This window comes from Actinomadura citrea, from assembly GCF_013409045.1.
GTDB classification, from domain to species: domain Bacteria; phylum Actinomycetota; class Actinomycetes; order Streptosporangiales; family Streptosporangiaceae; genus Spirillospora; species Spirillospora citrea.
Genome location: NZ_JACCBT010000001.1, coordinates 339836 through 355710, shown reverse-complemented (window position 1 = coordinate 355710; position 15875 = coordinate 339836). Strand labels below are relative to the sequence as shown.

12 protein-coding genes are annotated in these 15875 nt (G+C 74.0%); 6 read left to right on the top strand and 6 right to left on the bottom strand.

Annotated elements, in window-relative coordinates; all coding sequences use genetic code 11:
- Positions 1-9 precede the first annotated feature (9 nt).
- From BJ999_RS41670 to BJ999_RS01745, 6 genes are read right to left on the bottom strand one after another with little or no spacing between them, the layout of a single operon-like run.
- Positions 10-2064 (bottom strand): hydantoinase/oxoprolinase family protein, encoded by a 2055-nt coding sequence (locus BJ999_RS41670; RefSeq protein WP_179831622.1) that lies wholly within the window; start codon positions 2062-2064, stop codon positions 10-12.
- A complete protein-coding gene (locus BJ999_RS01765) occupies positions 2061-3389 on the bottom strand; it encodes a metal-dependent hydrolase family protein (RefSeq protein ID WP_179831621.1) in 1329 nt (442 codons plus the stop codon). Before BJ999_RS01765 ends, BJ999_RS41670 begins: the two co-directional genes overlap by 4 nt.
- On the bottom strand, positions 3386-4564 hold the full coding sequence (locus BJ999_RS01760) for an NAD(P)/FAD-dependent oxidoreductase (protein WP_179831620.1): 1179 nt from the start codon (positions 4562-4564) through the stop codon (positions 3386-3388). Before BJ999_RS01760 ends, BJ999_RS01765 begins: the two co-directional genes overlap by 4 nt.
- A complete protein-coding gene (locus tag BJ999_RS01755; RefSeq protein ID WP_179831619.1) occupies positions 4561-5988 on the bottom strand; it encodes an FAD-dependent oxidoreductase in 1428 nt (475 codons plus the stop codon). The genes BJ999_RS01760 and BJ999_RS01755 overlap by 4 nt, the downstream gene beginning before the upstream one ends.
- Positions 5985-6242, bottom strand: coding sequence for a (2Fe-2S)-binding protein (locus tag BJ999_RS01750; protein ID WP_179831618.1), 258 nt, complete (start codon positions 6240-6242; stop codon positions 5985-5987). Before BJ999_RS01750 ends, BJ999_RS01755 begins: the two co-directional genes overlap by 4 nt.
- On the bottom strand, positions 6239-7204 hold the full coding sequence (locus BJ999_RS01745; protein ID WP_179831617.1) for a dihydrodipicolinate synthase family protein: 966 nt from the start codon (positions 7202-7204) through the stop codon (positions 6239-6241). Before BJ999_RS01745 ends, BJ999_RS01750 begins: the two co-directional genes overlap by 4 nt.
- 173 nt (positions 7205-7377) lie before the next feature.
- Here BJ999_RS01745 and BJ999_RS01740 point away from each other — a divergent pair, with 173 nt between their 5' ends.
- From BJ999_RS01740 to BJ999_RS01715, 6 genes are all read left to right on the top strand, one after another.
- A complete protein-coding gene (locus BJ999_RS01740; RefSeq protein ID WP_179831616.1) occupies positions 7378-8406 on the top strand; it encodes a LacI family DNA-binding transcriptional regulator in 1029 nt (342 codons plus the stop codon).
- Between the two features lie 242 nt (positions 8407-8648).
- Entirely contained in the window at positions 8649-9503 is an 855-nt protein-coding gene (locus BJ999_RS01735) for an SGNH/GDSL hydrolase family protein (protein ID WP_179831615.1), read from the top strand.
- Positions 9504-9591: 88 nt separating this feature from the next.
- Positions 9592-10320: a TetR/AcrR family transcriptional regulator gene (locus tag BJ999_RS01730; protein ID WP_179831614.1), complete on the top strand. Its 729-nt coding sequence runs from the start codon at positions 9592-9594 to the stop codon at positions 10318-10320.
- 161 nt (positions 10321-10481) lie between these two features.
- The gene (locus BJ999_RS01725; protein ID WP_218934897.1) at positions 10482-12371 is read left to right on the top strand and encodes an AfsR/SARP family transcriptional regulator; all 1890 of its coding nucleotides are present in this window, start codon (positions 10482-10484) and stop codon (positions 12369-12371) included.
- Positions 12372-12565: 194 nt separating this feature from the next.
- Positions 12566-13735, top strand: coding sequence for a serine hydrolase domain-containing protein (locus BJ999_RS01720; RefSeq protein ID WP_179831613.1), 1170 nt, complete (start codon positions 12566-12568; stop codon positions 13733-13735).
- Positions 13735-15621 (top strand): cutinase family protein, encoded by a 1887-nt coding sequence (locus BJ999_RS01715; protein WP_179831612.1) that lies wholly within the window; start codon positions 13735-13737, stop codon positions 15619-15621. The genes BJ999_RS01720 and BJ999_RS01715 overlap by 1 nt, the downstream gene beginning before the upstream one ends.
- Positions 15622-15875: the final 254 nt, after the last annotated feature.

The window sequence follows — 15875 nt, the reverse complement described above, 5'->3', positions numbered from 1 at the left end:
CTGTCTGGCTCACTGGGCCGTCTCCGGGCTGCTCACCAGCAGGTGGCCGTGGACGTCCACGGTGAGCCGCTGGTCACTGAAGATCACGGTGGTGGAGGTGCCCTCCTCGACGATCGCGGGCCCCGGCACCACGTGGCCGGGCGCGAGGGCCTGCCGCTCGTAGACGGGGAACGGCACGGTCTCGCCGGTGGCGACGTCGAAGGCGGGGCGGCTCCCGGCGGGGTCGGGCGTGCCGGAGCCGCTGCCGGAGAGCCTGCGCAGGCCGGGCTTCGGCAGGACGCCGACCGCCCGTACCCGCAGCGTGAGGATCTGCCCGCCGTCCGGCATGGCGTGCCCGTAGCGGGCGCGGTGCAGCTCGTGGAACCGGTCGAGGATCGCGGCGGCGTCGTCCCCGGGCCGCAGGTCGATGGCCAGCGTGTGCTCCTGGCCGTGGTAGCGGACGTCCAGGCGGCGGACGAGGGTGCGGTCCTCCGGCTTGACGCCCTGGAGCGACAGCACCTCCTCGCCCTGGTTCTCCAGATCGGCGAAGGCCGGTTCCAGCTCGGCGAGGGTGGCGTCGCTGAGCGGCTTGAGCACGGTGGTGGCGAACTCGTACTCCAGGTCCGACATGAGCATCCCGAACGCCGAGAACGCCGCCGGGACCTGCGGGACGACGGTCTCGGTGATGCCCATCTCGCGGGCCAGCATCGGGCCGAGCAGCGGGCCGGCGCCGCCGAACGCCAGCAGCGCGAACTCGCGGGGGTCCAGGGCCCGCTCGACCGTGATCTCGCGGAGCGCGCCGACCGTCCGGGCGAGCAGGACGCGCAGGACGCTCGCGGCGGCCTCGGTCACCCCGACGCCGAGCGGGCGGGCGAGCCTGTCCGCCACGGCGGCGCGGGCCGCGTCCGCGTCGATGCTCATGTCGCCGCCGAGGAACGCGGCCGGATCGAGGTAGCCGAGCACCAGCGCGGCGTCGGTCACGGTCGGTTCGGTGCCGCCGGCCCCGTAGGCGACGGGGCCGGGCACCGCGCCGGCGCTCTGCGGCCCGACCTTGAGCAGCCCGTGGTCCATCCAGGCGATGGAGCCGCCGCCCGCGCCGACCGTGCGGATGTCGAAGATCGGGATGAGCAGCGGGAAGCCGTCGATCGCGGCCTCGTGCACCTCGCCGGGGGAGCCGTCCTCGATCACGCAGCAGTCCACGCTGGTGCCGCCGACGTCGAAGGAGATCAGCTTGTCCCGGCCGAGCTCGCGGGCCAGGAACGAGGCGCCGACCACGCCGCCCGCCGGACCCGACAGGACCGTCATCAGCGGGGCGCGGCGGGCCAGCTCGGCGGTCATCGCGCCGCCGCCCGACCGCATGATGTGCAGCGGGCGGGTGAGCCCGGCGTCGCCGAGGCGTCCCTCCAGGGCCCCGATGTAGTCGCTGAGGACGGGCCGGATGTAGGCGTCCAGGGTCGCGGTGCTCGTCCGCTCGTACTCCCGGTACTCCCGGCTGATGTCGGTCGACACCGAGATCGACACGTCCGGGTGGGCGTCGCGCAGGATCTGCGCCGCGCGCCGCTCGTGCGCGGGCTCGGCGTAGGAGTGCAGGAAGCAGACGGCGAGGGAGCGCAGCCCGTGCTCCTCGACCAGGATCCGGCCCGCCTCGCGGACGGCGTCCTCGTCGAGCGGCTCCACCTCGGCGCCCTGGGCGTCGATCCGGCCGGGCACTCCCGTCCGGTGCCGGCGCGGGACGAGCGGCGGCGGGGGCGCGTAGGCGAAGTCGTACATGTGCTGGCCGGGCACATTGGCGCGGGCGATCTCCAGCAGGTCCCGGAACCCGGCGTTGGTGATGATCCCGACGTCGGCGCCGCGGCGCTGCAGGATGGCGTTGAGCCCGAGCGTGGTGCCGTGCACGAACGCCTCGACGTCGTCCAGCCGGCCGGCGAGCCCGCCGACGGCGTCCAGGACACCCCGCGCGGGGGCGTCCGGGGTGGTCGGGGCCTTGTGCAGCCGCAGCTCGCCGGTCCCCTCGTCGTAGGCGATGGCGTCGACGAACGTGCCGCCGATGTCGACCGCGAGCCGGGTACGGGGCGAGGACGTCACAGGGTGCCTCCGGGGGCGTCGGCGGCGGCCCGTCCGGCCGGCGCGGCGGGCAGGTCGTCGCGGACGACGCGTCCGCCCTGCATGACGAAGGGGATGCGGCGCAGCGCGGACAGGTCCGACAGCGGGTCGCGGTCGGTGACGATCAGGTCGGCGAGCAGGCCCTCCTCGACCGCCCCGGCCTTGCCGTGCAGGCCGACGAGCCGGGCGGCGTCGCTGGTGCCGGCGCGCAGCGCCTGTTCCGGGCTCAGCCCGGCCTCGGTGAGGAACTCCATCTCGCGGACGGCGACGACGGTGTCCTCGATGGGCTCGCCCGGCGGGTAGTCCGTGCCGGCGAGCATGGTGATCCCGGGTGCGCCCGGGTCCCGCGGGTCGGCGATGCCCGCGGCGACCGCCCGGCGGATGCTGGCGAGGTGGCCGGGGCCGACCTCCAGGGCGCGCTGGATCTGCCACTCGCTGAAGGAGTGCTCGGCCATCCAGTCGGGGCAGCGGGTGACGCACAGGGTGGGGGTGAGGAAGACGCGCCGCTCGGCCATCTCCTTCGCGGTGGCGTCGTCCAGCTCGTAGGCGTGCTCGTAGCCGCGGACCCCGGCGGCGAGCGCCTCCCGGATCGCCGACCCCGACCCCGCGTGCGCGGTGACGTAGGTGCCGTGCTCCTGCGCGGCCCGCACCACCCCGCGCATCTCGTCCAGCGTCATCTGGGCGCCGGTGAACGACTCGCCCTCGTGCGCGATGCCGCCGGTGATGAACACCTTGATCAGGTCCGCGCCCGCGGCCAGCTCCGTGCGCGCCGCGCGCAGGAAGCCGTCGTGGCCGTCGGCGTAGGAGCAGGCGGAGCCGTGGCCGTGGCCGCCGGTGGTGGAGACGGCGCGGCCCGCGCCGATGATGCGGGGCGCGTCCACCCAGCCCTGCTCGACGCCGGTGCGGACGAGCAGGTCGGCGCGGTTCTGCTCGTGGACGCAGCGGATCGACGTGACGCCCGCGTGCAGCGCGTCCTGCGCCCGTGACAGGGCTCGCATCGCGGTCAGGCCGGGACTCTCGGCCTCGTCGGTGGCGGAGAACGGGTACACGACCGACAGGTGCGTGTGCACCGAGATCAGGCCGGGCAGCAGGTACCGGCCGCCGAGATCGACGCGCTGGGCGCCCGGCTCCGGCGCCTCGGTGGTGATCTTCTCGATCCGGCCCGCCGCGACCGCGACGTTGGCGTTGCGGCGGACCGTCCCGCCGAGCACGTCGACGACGTGCCCGCCGGTCAGCCAGAGGGTCCCCTCCCGCGGCACGGGCCGCCGCGCGGTGGTCGTTGTCGGCACCGCTGTCTCCTCTCTCATCGGGCCTCCTCATAAGGCGCGGCGGGCGCGGCGGGCTCCAGGAGCCGGTCCGGCCCGAGGTCGCGGACGTCGACCGGGGCCGGCTTCCCCTCGACCAGGCAGCGCAGGGTCTCGCCCCACAGCGGGGCGAACGTGAAGGCGTAGGTTCCGCCCGCGACCAGGAAGCCGGGCGCGCCCGGCACCTCCCCGATCACCGGCATCTCGTCCGGGGTGGCGGCCAGGGGGCCGGCCCACGTCCGCAGCAGGCGCAGGTCCCGCACGAACGGCAGGACACGGGCGGCCTGGGCGACGTTGCCGAGGACGCTGGACAGGCTGACCGGGCTCCGGCCGTCGGGGTCCAGCCGCAGGGCGGGCCAGCCGCCTCCGATCAGCAGGTTCCCCGCGGTGACCTGCTTGACCGACAGGCCCTCGCCGATGTGCTGGACGAGGTACCGCAGCGTCTCGGGCAGCCGCACGGTCACGTGCATCTGGATGGCGACGGGCGTCATCCGCAGGCCGATCCCCGCCAGCGCGGCGATCTCCCCGAGCCAGGGCCCGGCCACGTCGACCACGTGCGGGGCCTCGACGGTGAGGTCCCCGGCGGTGACCCGCCAGCCCGATCCGGAACGTTCCACGGCGCGGACGGGGCAGAACGGGTGCAGCCGGGCTCCGTGCCGCACCGCCGCCGCCAGGTAGGCGGGGGTGGTCAGCAGCGGGTTGGCGTACCCGTCCAGCGGACACCAGGTGGCCGCGGTGACGGTGGGGCCGAGCAGCGGCAGCGCGGCGCGGGCCCCGTCGCCGTCCAGGACCTCGGTGCGGATCCCGGCCCGTTCCTCCCACGCGTGCTTGGCGATCAGCTCGGCACGCTGCTCGGGCGTCTCGGCGATGGTGAAACCGCCGCTGCGGCGCAGTTCCACCGAGGCCTCCAGCTCCGCCTCGACCGAGTTCCACCGGTCGCTCGCGGCACGCTGGAGAGGCAGGAACCGGGCGCTGTCGAGCGGGACCTCCTGCCCCGGCCGCCGGGTGTGGACGGCCTGGACGTGCAGGTTACCCGCTGTTGTGCCCGATCCCTCCCGGCCCGGAGCGCCGCGGTCCAGGACGATCACCCGGTGCCCGCCCAGGGCGAGATGGAAGGCGGCCGCGCCGCCCAGCACCCCGGCGCCGATCACGACCACGTCGGCGGTCTGCGCGCTCATCCGTCGCCCCCGTCCTGCTCGCCGAGCGCGAGCAGCGTCTCGACGGGCACGGGGCGGACGGGCTGGCGCGCCGGGAAGACCGGTACGCCGCACCGCGCCCCGCCCGCGGGCGGGGCCTCCGCGGCGTCGCGGACGAGACCGGCGACGGCGAACCCGCAGAAGCGGCCCTGGCAGGGCCCCATCCCGGCGCGCGACCAGGACTTCGCGGCGTTCAGATCGCCACCGGCCCGCTCCGCGGCGGCGGAGCGCACGGCGGCGGCGGTCACCGCCTCGCAGCGGCACACGATCGTGTCGTCGTCCAGGGTGGCCGCGAGCACCTCCTGCAACCGGGCAGGGCTCGGGTACAGGGCGTCGCTCATCGCCGTGAACCGGGTGAGCGCGCGGCCCTGCGCGGCGAGCCGGGCGATCTCCCGGGGGCCCGGGGCGGCGGGGCTCCCCTCTCGGAGGAGGATGTGCGCGGCGGCCATCGCCCCGCGGACGCGGGCCCGGTGGACGCCGCCGACGCCCGCCGCCTCACCGACCACGTACACGCCGGGGCGGCTCGTGCGGCCGAAGGCGTCGGTGACGGGTTCGGCGTCGCCGGTCACGGCGTCGGCGCTGATCTCGCAGCCGAGCAGGCGGGCCAGCTCGGTCTGCGGCCGGAAGCCGTAGCCGACGCAGAGGGCGTCGACGTCCAGCGTCCGCAACGGCCGTCCCGGATCAACGGTGGCGGCGAGCGTGACCGACGTGACGCGGTCACCGCCCGCGGCCCCGTTCACCACGCGCCCCTGCCAGAGCGGAACGCGCGCACGGGCCAGGCGCGCCACGTATCCCGCCAGCTCGCGGAGCCGGGCGGGATGCCGCAGCGCCGGGGCGGCCCGCAGCGACGGCCGGTAGGGGTGCCCGGCCTCCGCCACGCCGACCACGTCGGCGCCGGCGGCCAGCAGCGAGCAGGCGACGGGCAGCAGGAAGGGGCCCGACCCGGCGACCAGCACCCGCCTGCCCGGCGGGGTGCCGTCGGCGGCGGCCAGGTGCTGGGCGAACCCGGGCGTCGTGACGCCGGGAAGCTGCCAGCCGGGGAACGGGTGGGTCCGTTCGTAGGCGCCGGTGGCCACGATCACGTGGCGTGCGCGCAGCCGGACCGGGGTCCCGTCCGGGCCGGTGGCGAGGAGCGTCCGTCCGTCGTCGTCGACTCCCCAGACCAGGTGGCCCGTCAGGCAGTCGACGCCGAGGCTCCGCACGTGCGCGATCAGCCGCCCGCCCTCCGGGCGGTGATCGCCGTGCTCGCGCAGCACGGCGGGCGACGGGCGGCGGTAGTACTGGCCGCCGAGCTCGGGCTGCTCGTCGACGAGGGTCACGCCGAGCCCGGCGGCGGCCAGCCGGGCCGCGGCCGACAGCCCCGCCGGGCCGCCGCCCACGACCAGCACGTCGCGCGAGGCGGTCATCGGACCGTCCCCGTCTCGATCGCCATGCCGGGCAGGACCCTGGTCAGGCACGCCCGCACACCGGGCCGTCCGTCGACGGTGACCTCGCACTCGAAGCACACGCCCATCCCGCAGAACGGCCCGCGCGGCTCCCCGCTGACCGGGTTGTCGCGCAGCCGCCAGCGCCCGGCGGCGACGAACACGGCCGTCAGGGACGCGCCCGCGGCGGCGTCCACGGGTTCCCCGTCGATGGTGATCCGGGTGCCGGTGGTCACGGCCGCGCCCCGGCCGCGTCCCGCTCCCGAGCGAGGGCCTTCGTCAGGCCGGACTCCTCCAGGACCGCGCCGATCGCCTCCAGCGCGACGCCGGTGACCGGCCGCAGCGGGGGGCGGACGTGCCCGCCCGGCTGCCCGAGCAGGGACATGGCCCCCTTGAGCTGCGCGATCGGCGAGCCGAACACGCCGCTGTAGTCGGGGCGGATGAGCCGTCCCGACAGGCCGGTGTAGCGGTCCGCCCAGGTGCGGGCGGCGGCGCCGTCGCGGCGCGCGACCGCTTCGTAGTACGGGACGGCGAACGGGGCGCCGAGCCCGCCCCCGTCGATGTTGCCGTCGCCGCCGAGCTCCAGCAGGACGGCCAGGCCGCGGCGGTGCAGGAAGCTGCCGAAGACGCGGACCCGGTCGGCGACCGCCTCGACCGTCGCGAGCATCCGCAGCCAGTCGCCGGTGCTGTCCTTGATCGCGGCGACGTGGGGCAGGTCCGCCAGCCGCCGGACCAGGTCCGGGTGGTCGCCGATGTCGACGGCGACGCCGCGCGGCCAGTTGTAGACCATGAACGGCAGGTCCGTGGCCGCACTGACCTCGGCGAAGAAGGCGAGAAGCTCCTCCGGCCCCGGGTGGACGTAGGGCGGCGGGGTGGCGAGCACGCCGTCGGCCCCCGCGTCGGCGGCGTGCCTGGCCAGCCCGATCGCCTCGGCCGGGGTGTAGGCGGTGACGCCGACGACCACCGGAACCCGGCCGGCCACCTCGGCGACGGCGATCTCGGCGACCCGCCGGCGCTCGGCCGGGCTCTGGCCGAACCACTCGCCGGTGCTGCCGTTGACCAGCACGCCGTGCACGCCCTGCCGCAGGTACAGCCGCAGCAGCGCACGCCAGGCGTCCTCGTCCAGCGCGCCATCCGCGGCGAACGGCGTGGGCGCCGCCGGCCAGTAGCCGTGCCATGAGACGTCGTCGCGATCCAAGATCTTTCCCCGAGTCTGTAGAGCTCATCCCGCTGGGATCGGTTGCACAAGGTTGCGGCAGAGCCAACTCGGGTGTCAAGAGTCGTCTTCTTCCTTTTTGTTGCCCTGCCCTCCCCCGTCGTCCTGTGGCATGATTGGCCCGCCAGTGGGATCGATTGCAGAAGCGGAGCACGATGAGCGTCACCCTGAAGGACGTCGCCGCCGCCGCCGGCGTGTCCCGCAGCACCGCCTCCCGGGCGCTGAGCGGCTCGTCCTTGATCGCCGCCGAGACGCGCGCCCTCGTCGAGGACGCCGCCCGGCGGCTGGGCTACCGGCCGAACCGCGCGGCCAGTTCGCTGCGGTCCCGGCAGTCGCACCTGATCGGGCTCGTCGTCGGCAACCTGGTGAACGCCTCGTTCCACACCGTCGCCGAGGTCGTCCAGCGCCGCGCCGCGGCCGAGGACTACCAGATGATGCTCTACATCACCGACGCCGACCCGCGCCGCGAGGAGACCATCCTCAAGACGCTCGGCGAGCACGGCGTGGACGGCCTCATCCTGATCGGCACCGGTTCCAACGCCGCCGCCTCCAACGCCCTGCTGGCGAGCGGCACCGCCGTGGTCAACCTCATCCGCGGCGCGCCCGAGAGCGCCGCCCCGACCGTGCTCGCGGCCGACCGCGACGGCGCCCACGAGGCGACCCGGCACCTGCTGGACCTCGGCCACCGCCACATCGGCTACATCGGCGGGCCGTCGGACACCAACTCCGGGCAGGAGCGCTTCGCGGGATACGAGCAGGCCCTGCGCGAGCGCGGCCTGGAGGTCGACGAGCGGCTGGTCGAGCGCGGCCCGTTCGAGCCGGCGTTCGGCTCCGACGCGACCGACCGGCTGCTGCGCCGCGCCCCGGAGACGACCGCCCTGCTGGCGGCCAACCACGAGGCCGTCTTCGGGGTCCTGCCCGCCCTCGTGGCCGCCGGGGTCAGCGTCCCCGACGACCTCTCCCTCGTCTGCTACGAGGACATCAGCTGGCTGCGCTGGTGGCACCCACCCGTGACCGTCGTCGACAACGGCGCCCGGGAACTGGGCGAACTCGCCATGGACCTGCTCCTCCAGCAGCTGGAACGCGGCCGGGGCAACGTGCCCCCCGCCCGAAACGGCCGCACCTACCGCGTAGGAGCCCAGCTCGTCCAGCGAGGCTCCTGCGCCCCACCCCGAGCTCGCTGACCCGCCAGACAGCCCGCGCGACGTGACACGCGGGGCCCGGCGTCAGTCGAAATGGATGCGCCTGGTGTCGGAATTCGTCCCGGGCATTCGGACGGAGCCCCGGTGGGCTCTCATGTCGACCCCGCCGGCTCGGCACCGACGATGCCGGGGCCCTTTAAATAGACAGCGATGTTTGTTAGCTTGGCCGTCTGTTGCGTGCGTGCCGGGTGGGGTGCGCTTGTGCCGAGGTCGCTGGAGCGGGGATGGGGCTGGTCAGATCGATCGCCGTCGTGGTCGCCGCCGTGGCGGGGCTGGGGCTGGTGGGGCCGGTCGCCTCGGCGAGCGGCCCGGAGTACTACCTGGCGCTCGGCGACTCGTTGTCCGTGGGCGTGCAGGCCGGTGCGGGGAGGACCGATCAGGGTTACACCGACCGGCTCCATGCCGCGTTGAAGGCGCGGAATCCCCGGTTGAGACTGGTGAAGCTCGGCTGCCCCGGGGAGACCACCACGACGATGCTCAAGGGCGGCATCTGCCGGTACGCGGCCGGCTCCCAGACGGGCGCCGCCGAAGCCTTCCTGAAGGCGCACGCGGGCCACGTCCGGTACGTGACTCTGGACATCGGGGCCAACGACACCAACGGGTGCCTGCCCGGCGGTGGCGTCGACGCGGGCTGCGCGCTCCAGGGCGTGGGCTCGCTGATCGTCAATCTGCCCCAGATCACCGCGCGGCTGCGGCTGGCGGGAGGCGGCTCCCCCGTCTACGCCGCCATGAACTACTACAACCCCGGCCTGGCGTCCTGGGTGTCGGGCGGCAGGGCCGCCGCCCTCGCCTCGATTCCGGTCATCGACACCTTCAACGCCTACGAGCACGGCGTCTACCTGGCCGCCGGGTTCAGGGTCGCGGACGTCAACGGCGCCTTTGCCGGGCACGACCTCACCGAGGTGCCGGCCCCTCCGTACGGCACCGTCCCCCGGGCCGTGGCACGGATCTGCGCGTGGACGTACCAGTGCAGCGACGACGACGGCCACGCGACGGCGGCGGGGTACCAGGAGATCGCCGATGCCTTCCTCAAGGTCGTGCCGACCATGTCCACCGAGCGGGCCCCCGGTACCGCCTGACCCCGCGGAGGGCGTCGCCACCGTCGCAACAGAAAGACATGGCCGTTCAGGTGATAGCGGACCCTTCTGGGCGCGCTATAACATTGTCATGTCCAAGACGTCGGCGGGGTCCCGCGAGAAGCTGATCGAAGCCGGGATGCGGCTGCTGGAGGAACGGGGTCCCGAGGCGCTGAACGCGCGGGGGCTCGCCGCCGAGATCGGGGCGTCCACCATGGCCGTCTACACCCACTTCGGCGGGATGGCCGGGCTGTACGAGGCGATCGGGCGGGAGGCGTTCGCGCGCTTCGAGCGGCACCTGCGGCAGGTGCCCGACACCGAGGACCCGGTGACCGACCTGCTGGTCCTGGGGCTGGCCTACCGGGAGTTCGCGATGGCCAGCCCGCAGCGCTACCGGCTGATGTTCGGGATCGCCTCGCCGGGGGCGCTTCCATCGTTCGGGCACGACCTCACCGCCGAGGGCACGCCGGCGACCGCCGCCGAGGTGAACGACGCCTTCGCGCTGCTGCCGCGGCTGGTGCGGCGCGCCATGAACGCCGGGCGGATCCGCCGGGACGACCCGGTCCTGGTGGCCGGGCAGATCTGGTGCATGATCCACGGCTACGTGCTGCTGGAGAGCACGGGGGTGTTCGGCCAGGAGGGCCGCGGCGTCCTGCACATCCTGGGCCCGCACGTGATCAATCTGCTGGTGGGGCTCGGGGACGACCGCGCGGCCGCCGAGCACTCCGCCGGGCAGTCGCTGCTGAACGTCGAGGCGGCCGCGGCCGTCGCACCCGAGCCCGCGCCCCGCCGGGGCCGGCGGCCGCGCCCCGCACAGTGACGTGACGATCGCCACGCCGATGGTCCGAACCAATCGCCGCACCGGGCCATCACATAGTAATAACCTACCCATTACAAAGTTATGCCAAGGTCCGTTGCGCTCCCCTGTACGCGCGGATCGTCCTTGATCAGCAGTTCGAAGAGATCGGTCTGATGATGGCGATGGCGATGACCTCGGACACGACGCCGGACCCGGCCCCCCGCCTGCTCGACTTCACCGTGCTGGGCCCGGTCCGGGCGTGGCGCGGGGCGACCCGGCTCGACCTCGGCCCCCTCAGGCAGCAGGCCCTCCTGGCCGCCCTGCTGCTGCGCCCGGACATGACCGTCAGCCAGCGGGAGCTGCTCGACGGCGTCTGGGGCGTCGAACCGCCGGGCTCGGGAAGCAAGATCGTGCCGGTGTACGTCCACCGGCTGCGCCGCTGCCTGGGCACGCTCGGCGAGCACGCGCAGGAGTCGGTGATCGCCCGGGAGCGGGGCGGCTACCGCTTCGTCAGCCGGGGGACGGCGGTCGACCTGATGCGGCTCGACGAGACCGCGGACGAGGCGGCCGCCGCCAGGAGGTCCGGCGATCTGGCGGCCGCGGCGAGCGCCTGCCTCGATGCCCTCGCGCTGTTCCAGGGCGAGCCGCTGGCCGGGCTTCCGGGGCCGTTCGCGGAGGCGGAACGTCTGCGGCTGGAGGAGCGCAGGCTCTCCCTCCTGCAGGAGAAGATCGAATGCCAGTTCCAGCTCGGCAGGTTCGTGGACGCCGTCGGTGAGCTGCACGCCCTGATGCCCAAGCACCCGCACAGCGAGTCCCTGACCTCGCTGCTCATGCGCGCGCTGTACGGGAGCGGCCGCCAGGCCGACGCGCTGGCCGCGTACTCGCACCTGCGCCACCGACTGGTGGAGGATCTCGGGGTGGAGCCGGGCGAGCGGCTGCGGCGGGTGCATCAGGCGGTTCTGCGCGGTGACGACGCGGCCTTGGACCTCGTTCCGCGAGACGAGGCGGGACGGGGGGCGGGCACGCCGGTTCCGCCCGCGCGGCGCGTCCCCGACGAACTGCCCGCGGAGGTCGGTGAGCTGGTCGGACGGCAGGACGAGCTGGCGCTGCTCACCGGCGGGGGCGGGCCCGCGGTGGTGGCGGTGGACGGGGTGGCGGGCGCCGGCAAGACCGCGCTCGCGGTGTGCGCCGCGCGTGCGCTGCGCCGCGACCACCCGGACGGCTGCCTGTTCGTCGAGCTGCACGGGCACGACGAGCGGCGGGACGCGGTGCCGCCGGAACGCGCGCTGCGGCGGCTGCTGCGGGCGGTCGGCGCCGGGAACGCGTCCGGCGACCTGGACGAGCTCGCGGCGTCCTGGCGGAGCGCGACCGCCGGGCTGCGCCTGCTGCTGGTCCTCGACGACGCGTCCGGCGCCGACCAGGTGCGCCCGCTGCTCCCCGCGGGGGCGGGCAGCCGGGTGCTGGTCACCGGCCGCCGGCGGCTGGTCGGGCTGGACGTGGACCGCCGGGTCTCGCTGGGGGGACTCACCCGGCAGGCGGCGGAGGCGCTGCTCACCCGGATCGTGGGCGCCGAGCGCGCCGCCGCCGAGCCGGTCGCCGTGCGGGAGCTGGCGGCCATGTGCGACCGGTTGCCTCTGGCGCTGTGCATCGCGGGCGCGCGCCTCCAGAGCCGCCCGTCCTGGGCGATCGGCCATCTGGTGCACCGGATGGCCGACGCCCGGGGCCGCCTGGCCGAGCTCACGGCGGAGGACCGGAGCGTGGAAGGGGCGTTCCGGCTCTCCTACGACCGGCTTCCGGCCGCCGAGCGGCGAGCGTTCCGCGCGCTGGGGACGGCCCCGGACGGGCGATCCGGCCATCGGGCGCTGGCGGCCGCCCTCGGCTGGGCCGCGCAGGGGGCCGAGCGGGCGCTCGAGAACCTGGTGGACGCGAACCTCGTGCAGCAGCCGTCCGTCCACCAGTACCGGCTGAACGGACTGCTCGCACTGTTCGCGCAAGAACTCGCCGCGGAGGAGTCACAGACCCCGGGCAGGGCGGGCCTGGTCGCCGTCGCAGGCACGCCTTCCGGCCTTTAGCCGCCGTTCATCGTCCATTTCTCCGGCAGCACGCGCCGAACGATTCCCAGAAGCGTTCGGCGCGTTATCGGCATGTCCATGGAATGCCAGGCCGATACGACGGGCAAGGCGGGCTCGATATTCGCTTGTCATCGTAATGTCAACGGGTCTCACTAGCGTCGCGGACACGATCGTCGAATTGTCTGGGAGACCGAATGCGAAGTCGGAAGTTCCTTGTCCGCGCCGGCGCGACGCTGGTGGCGGCGGCCGCCACCGTGACGGCGGTGACGGTGGGCGTGCAGGACCGGGAGGCCACGGTCGGCTCGGTCGGCGCGAAGACCGGGACCGGTAACGAAGTGCGGGCCGGCGCCGTCCTCCAGGAGCGCGTGGCGAAGGTCCAGGCGGAGCAGAAGCTGCCCGGCATGATCGGGATGGTCCGCAGCGGCACCAATACCCAGTACGCCGCGTCCGGTTACGGCGACATGTTCCGGCGCGTGCCGGCCGACCCGAAGGCGAAGTTCCGCATCGCCAGCAACACCAAGGCGTTCGTGGCCACGGTCCTGCTGCAGTTGGAGGCCGAGGGCAAGCTGTCCATGAACGACACCGTGGACCGGTGGCTGCCCGGCCTGGTCGAGGCGAACGGCAACGACGGCCGCAAGATCACGATCCGGCAGCTGCTCAACCACACCAGCGGGCTCCCCGACTACCTCAACGACCTGTGGATCTCGGGGTCCTACGTCGTCGACATCAACCCCCACAAGCGGTGGGATCCGCGCGCTCTGGTGAAGGTCGCCACGTCCAAGAAGTCGCTGTCGGCGCCCGGCACCAAGTTCAACTACGCCAACACCAACTACATCCTCGGCGGGTTGATCATCCAGGCCGCGACCGGGCACCACCCGGCGGCCGAGGTGAGCAGCCGGATCATCAAGCCGCTCGGCCTCACCGACACCACCTTCCCCGAGGCCGACCCCAAGCTGTACGGGAACTGGCTGCACGGCTACTTCACCATCCGGGACATCTCGTTCTCGAACGTCCAGGTGCTCGGTGCGGCGGGCGCCATCGTGTCCACCCAGGAGGACCTCGCCGACTTCACCCGCGCGCTCGCGTCCGGCCGCCTGCTTCCCCCCGCGCAGCAGCGGGAGTTGCAGCAGGTCGCGTCCGACAAGCCCTACGGCCTCGGCGTGATCATGGCGAAGACGCCGTGCGGCACCGCGTGGTCGCACAACGGCGCCGCGCTCGGCTACTTCAGCCAGTGGTTCACGAGCCCGGACGGCAAGACCCAGGCCGTCGTGGCCACCAACCGCTACAACATGATCCCCGGCAAGGCCGAGTCTGCGGTCGTCAAGGCGGCCCAGGACTCCTACTGCGCGCTGAAGGGCCAGTGATGAGCTCCGGACTGCATGCCAGAAAGCCGATGAGGCAGCGCTACCGCAGGTCGGCCATCGCGGTCGCGGTGGCCGGAGCGGTCGCGGCCGCCGCCGCGGTGCCGCTGCTGAACACCGACGGGACGGTCAACGCGGCGCGGACGTCCGAGGCCATGTCCTGCACACCGATCAAGCTGATCGTCGTGCCCGGCACCTGGGAGACCACGTCGGCCGCCGACCCCGACACGCCCGTCGGCATGCTCCGCGGCGTCACCGAACCGCTGGAACAACGGTTCGGTGACCGGATATCCGCGTACTGGGTCGGCTACAACGCGACCGCGTTCGACCAGGGCAAGACCTACAACGACTCCAAGCAGACCGGGATCGACGCCGCCCGCAAGGCGATGACGGACATCGCCCGTGACTGCCCCGGCACCCGGTTCGTCGGCCTCGGCTTCAGCCAGGGCGCGGACGTCAACGGCGACATCGCCGCCCAGATCGGGGCGGGACAGGGACCGGTCCCCGCCGCCTCCTACATCGCGGGCGGAGGCGCGGCCGACCCCGGCAGGGGGACCAAGGGCGAGGTGAACCTCGGCGATCCGCTCCCCGGCACCAGGGGCCTCGCCGGGCCGCGGCCGCAGGGATTCGGCGAGCTGTCCGGCCGGGTCGCGAACGTGTGCCTCAAGGGCGACCTGTACTGCGCCCTGCCGGAGGAGAACGAGCTCACCGCCACCCTCGGCACCGTGCTGAGCCGTGTCGGCCTCGCCAACCTCCAGGGCTCGGCCGAGCGCGAGCTCTCCACCGACCTCGGCACCGCCAACGGCAAGCCGGCCGACCTCACCGCCGTCCCCACCGGCCTGAAGACGCTGACCGGCCAGGCGCGCGGCAAGGACACCACCGGGGCGGCCGGCACCGCCGGCGAGCTGGCGAAACTCGTCGGCCCGCTGCAGGCGCTCACCCGCCTGGTCGCCAACCCCGTCCTGGTGAACACGCTGCTGAACTCCCCGCCCGGCTCGCAGAACCACATGGCGGGCCAGGTGCTCCAGGCGCTGTCCAACACCGACCTGGTGGGACTCGCCACCGACCTCGACGCGGTGCAGGCCGCCGCGAAGGCGGGGGACACGGCCGCGCTGGCGCGGGCGGCACTGGCCGCCGCCGCCAAGGCCGCGCCGCTGACCGGGCTGCCGTCCGACCAGGTGGCCAAGGTCACCAAGGTCATCCAGGGGCTCCAGCCCGTCGCGCTGCTGGCCCAGGCGAGCAACGTCATCGGCGGGATCAGCAGGATCGACTACCGCGGCATCCAGCGCGCCGCGCGGGCCGTCCCCGCGTACGCCCAGCGGGGCGACACGCGAGGCGTCTACCGTTCCCTGGTCGCGATCGAGGACCGGCTGATGCCGCTGGCCGAGACGGCCAACCGGGTCGACCTCACCCCCCTCGCCGCGCTGCTGGCCATGTGGCCCCCCGGCTCCCCGGAGCGCGCCGTCGGGGAGGCCCTCGCCGTCCTCGACCGCGTCGACTGGGTCCGGATCACCCGCGACCTGCGCGCCATCCAGAACAAGCTGGACGACTTCGACCCGAAGCGTCCTCCGGCCATCGACCCGGCCGACCCGGTCAAGTCGCTCAACGCCTTCTACGGCGTCGATCTCCTCTCCCTGGTCCCCCAGGTCACCGATCTGACCGAACACGGCCTGAACGTCGCCGGCGTGCCGCTGCCCAAGGGCACGCTCAACGGGCTGCTGAAGACCCGGCTCAACCCGAGCAACCTGGTCAAGGAAGGCCTCGACGCCGCGGTCTTCTACGGCACGCAGCGGCACGTGATGTACGGCACCGCCCCGGTCGACGGCAGCGGGCGCCCCGCGCTGGAGGTCCTTGAGAACTGGCTCGCCCAGCGCATCGAGACCGCCTGATCCCCATCGTCCGTCCAGGAGGACTCGTCACCGGCAGGCCGGGGAACGCCCGGCCTGCCGGGGAACGCCCGGCCTGCCGGGGAACGCCCGGGCTCCTGGAGGCGTGCGCGCGTGCCGCGGTGCGGAGAAACGGATCACTGAACGTGATTCCCTGGCGACTCTCCCCCGCTCCACGGTAAAACAGACACTAATGTTCTTATGAACTTGTCGCCGGACGACCGGGATCCACCGATCCCCGCCAGGGCTGCGGCGCC

Coding starts and splice junctions, on each gene's coding strand:
- BJ999_RS01740 (WP_179831616.1), top strand. CDS start 7,378: ATGAGCGTCACCCTGAAGGACGTCGCCGCCGCCGCCGGCGTGTCCCGC.
- BJ999_RS01765 (WP_179831621.1), bottom strand. CDS start 3,389: ATGAGAGAGGAGACAGCGGTGCCGACAACGACCACCGCGCGGCGGCCC.
- BJ999_RS01735 (WP_179831615.1), top strand. CDS start 8,649: ATGGGGCTGGTCAGATCGATCGCCGTCGTGGTCGCCGCCGTGGCGGGG.
- BJ999_RS01725 (WP_218934897.1), top strand. CDS start 10,482: ATGGCGATGACCTCGGACACGACGCCGGACCCGGCCCCCCGCCTGCTC.
- BJ999_RS01760 (WP_179831620.1), bottom strand. CDS start 4,564: ATGAGCGCGCAGACCGCCGACGTGGTCGTGATCGGCGCCGGGGTGCTG.
- BJ999_RS01715 (WP_179831612.1), top strand. CDS start 13,735: ATGAGCTCCGGACTGCATGCCAGAAAGCCGATGAGGCAGCGCTACCGC.
- BJ999_RS01720 (WP_179831613.1), top strand. CDS start 12,566: ATGCGAAGTCGGAAGTTCCTTGTCCGCGCCGGCGCGACGCTGGTGGCG.
- BJ999_RS01730 (WP_179831614.1), top strand. CDS start 9,592: ATGTCCAAGACGTCGGCGGGGTCCCGCGAGAAGCTGATCGAAGCCGGG.
- BJ999_RS01755 (WP_179831619.1), bottom strand. CDS start 5,988: ATGACCGCCTCGCGCGACGTGCTGGTCGTGGGCGGCGGCCCGGCGGGG.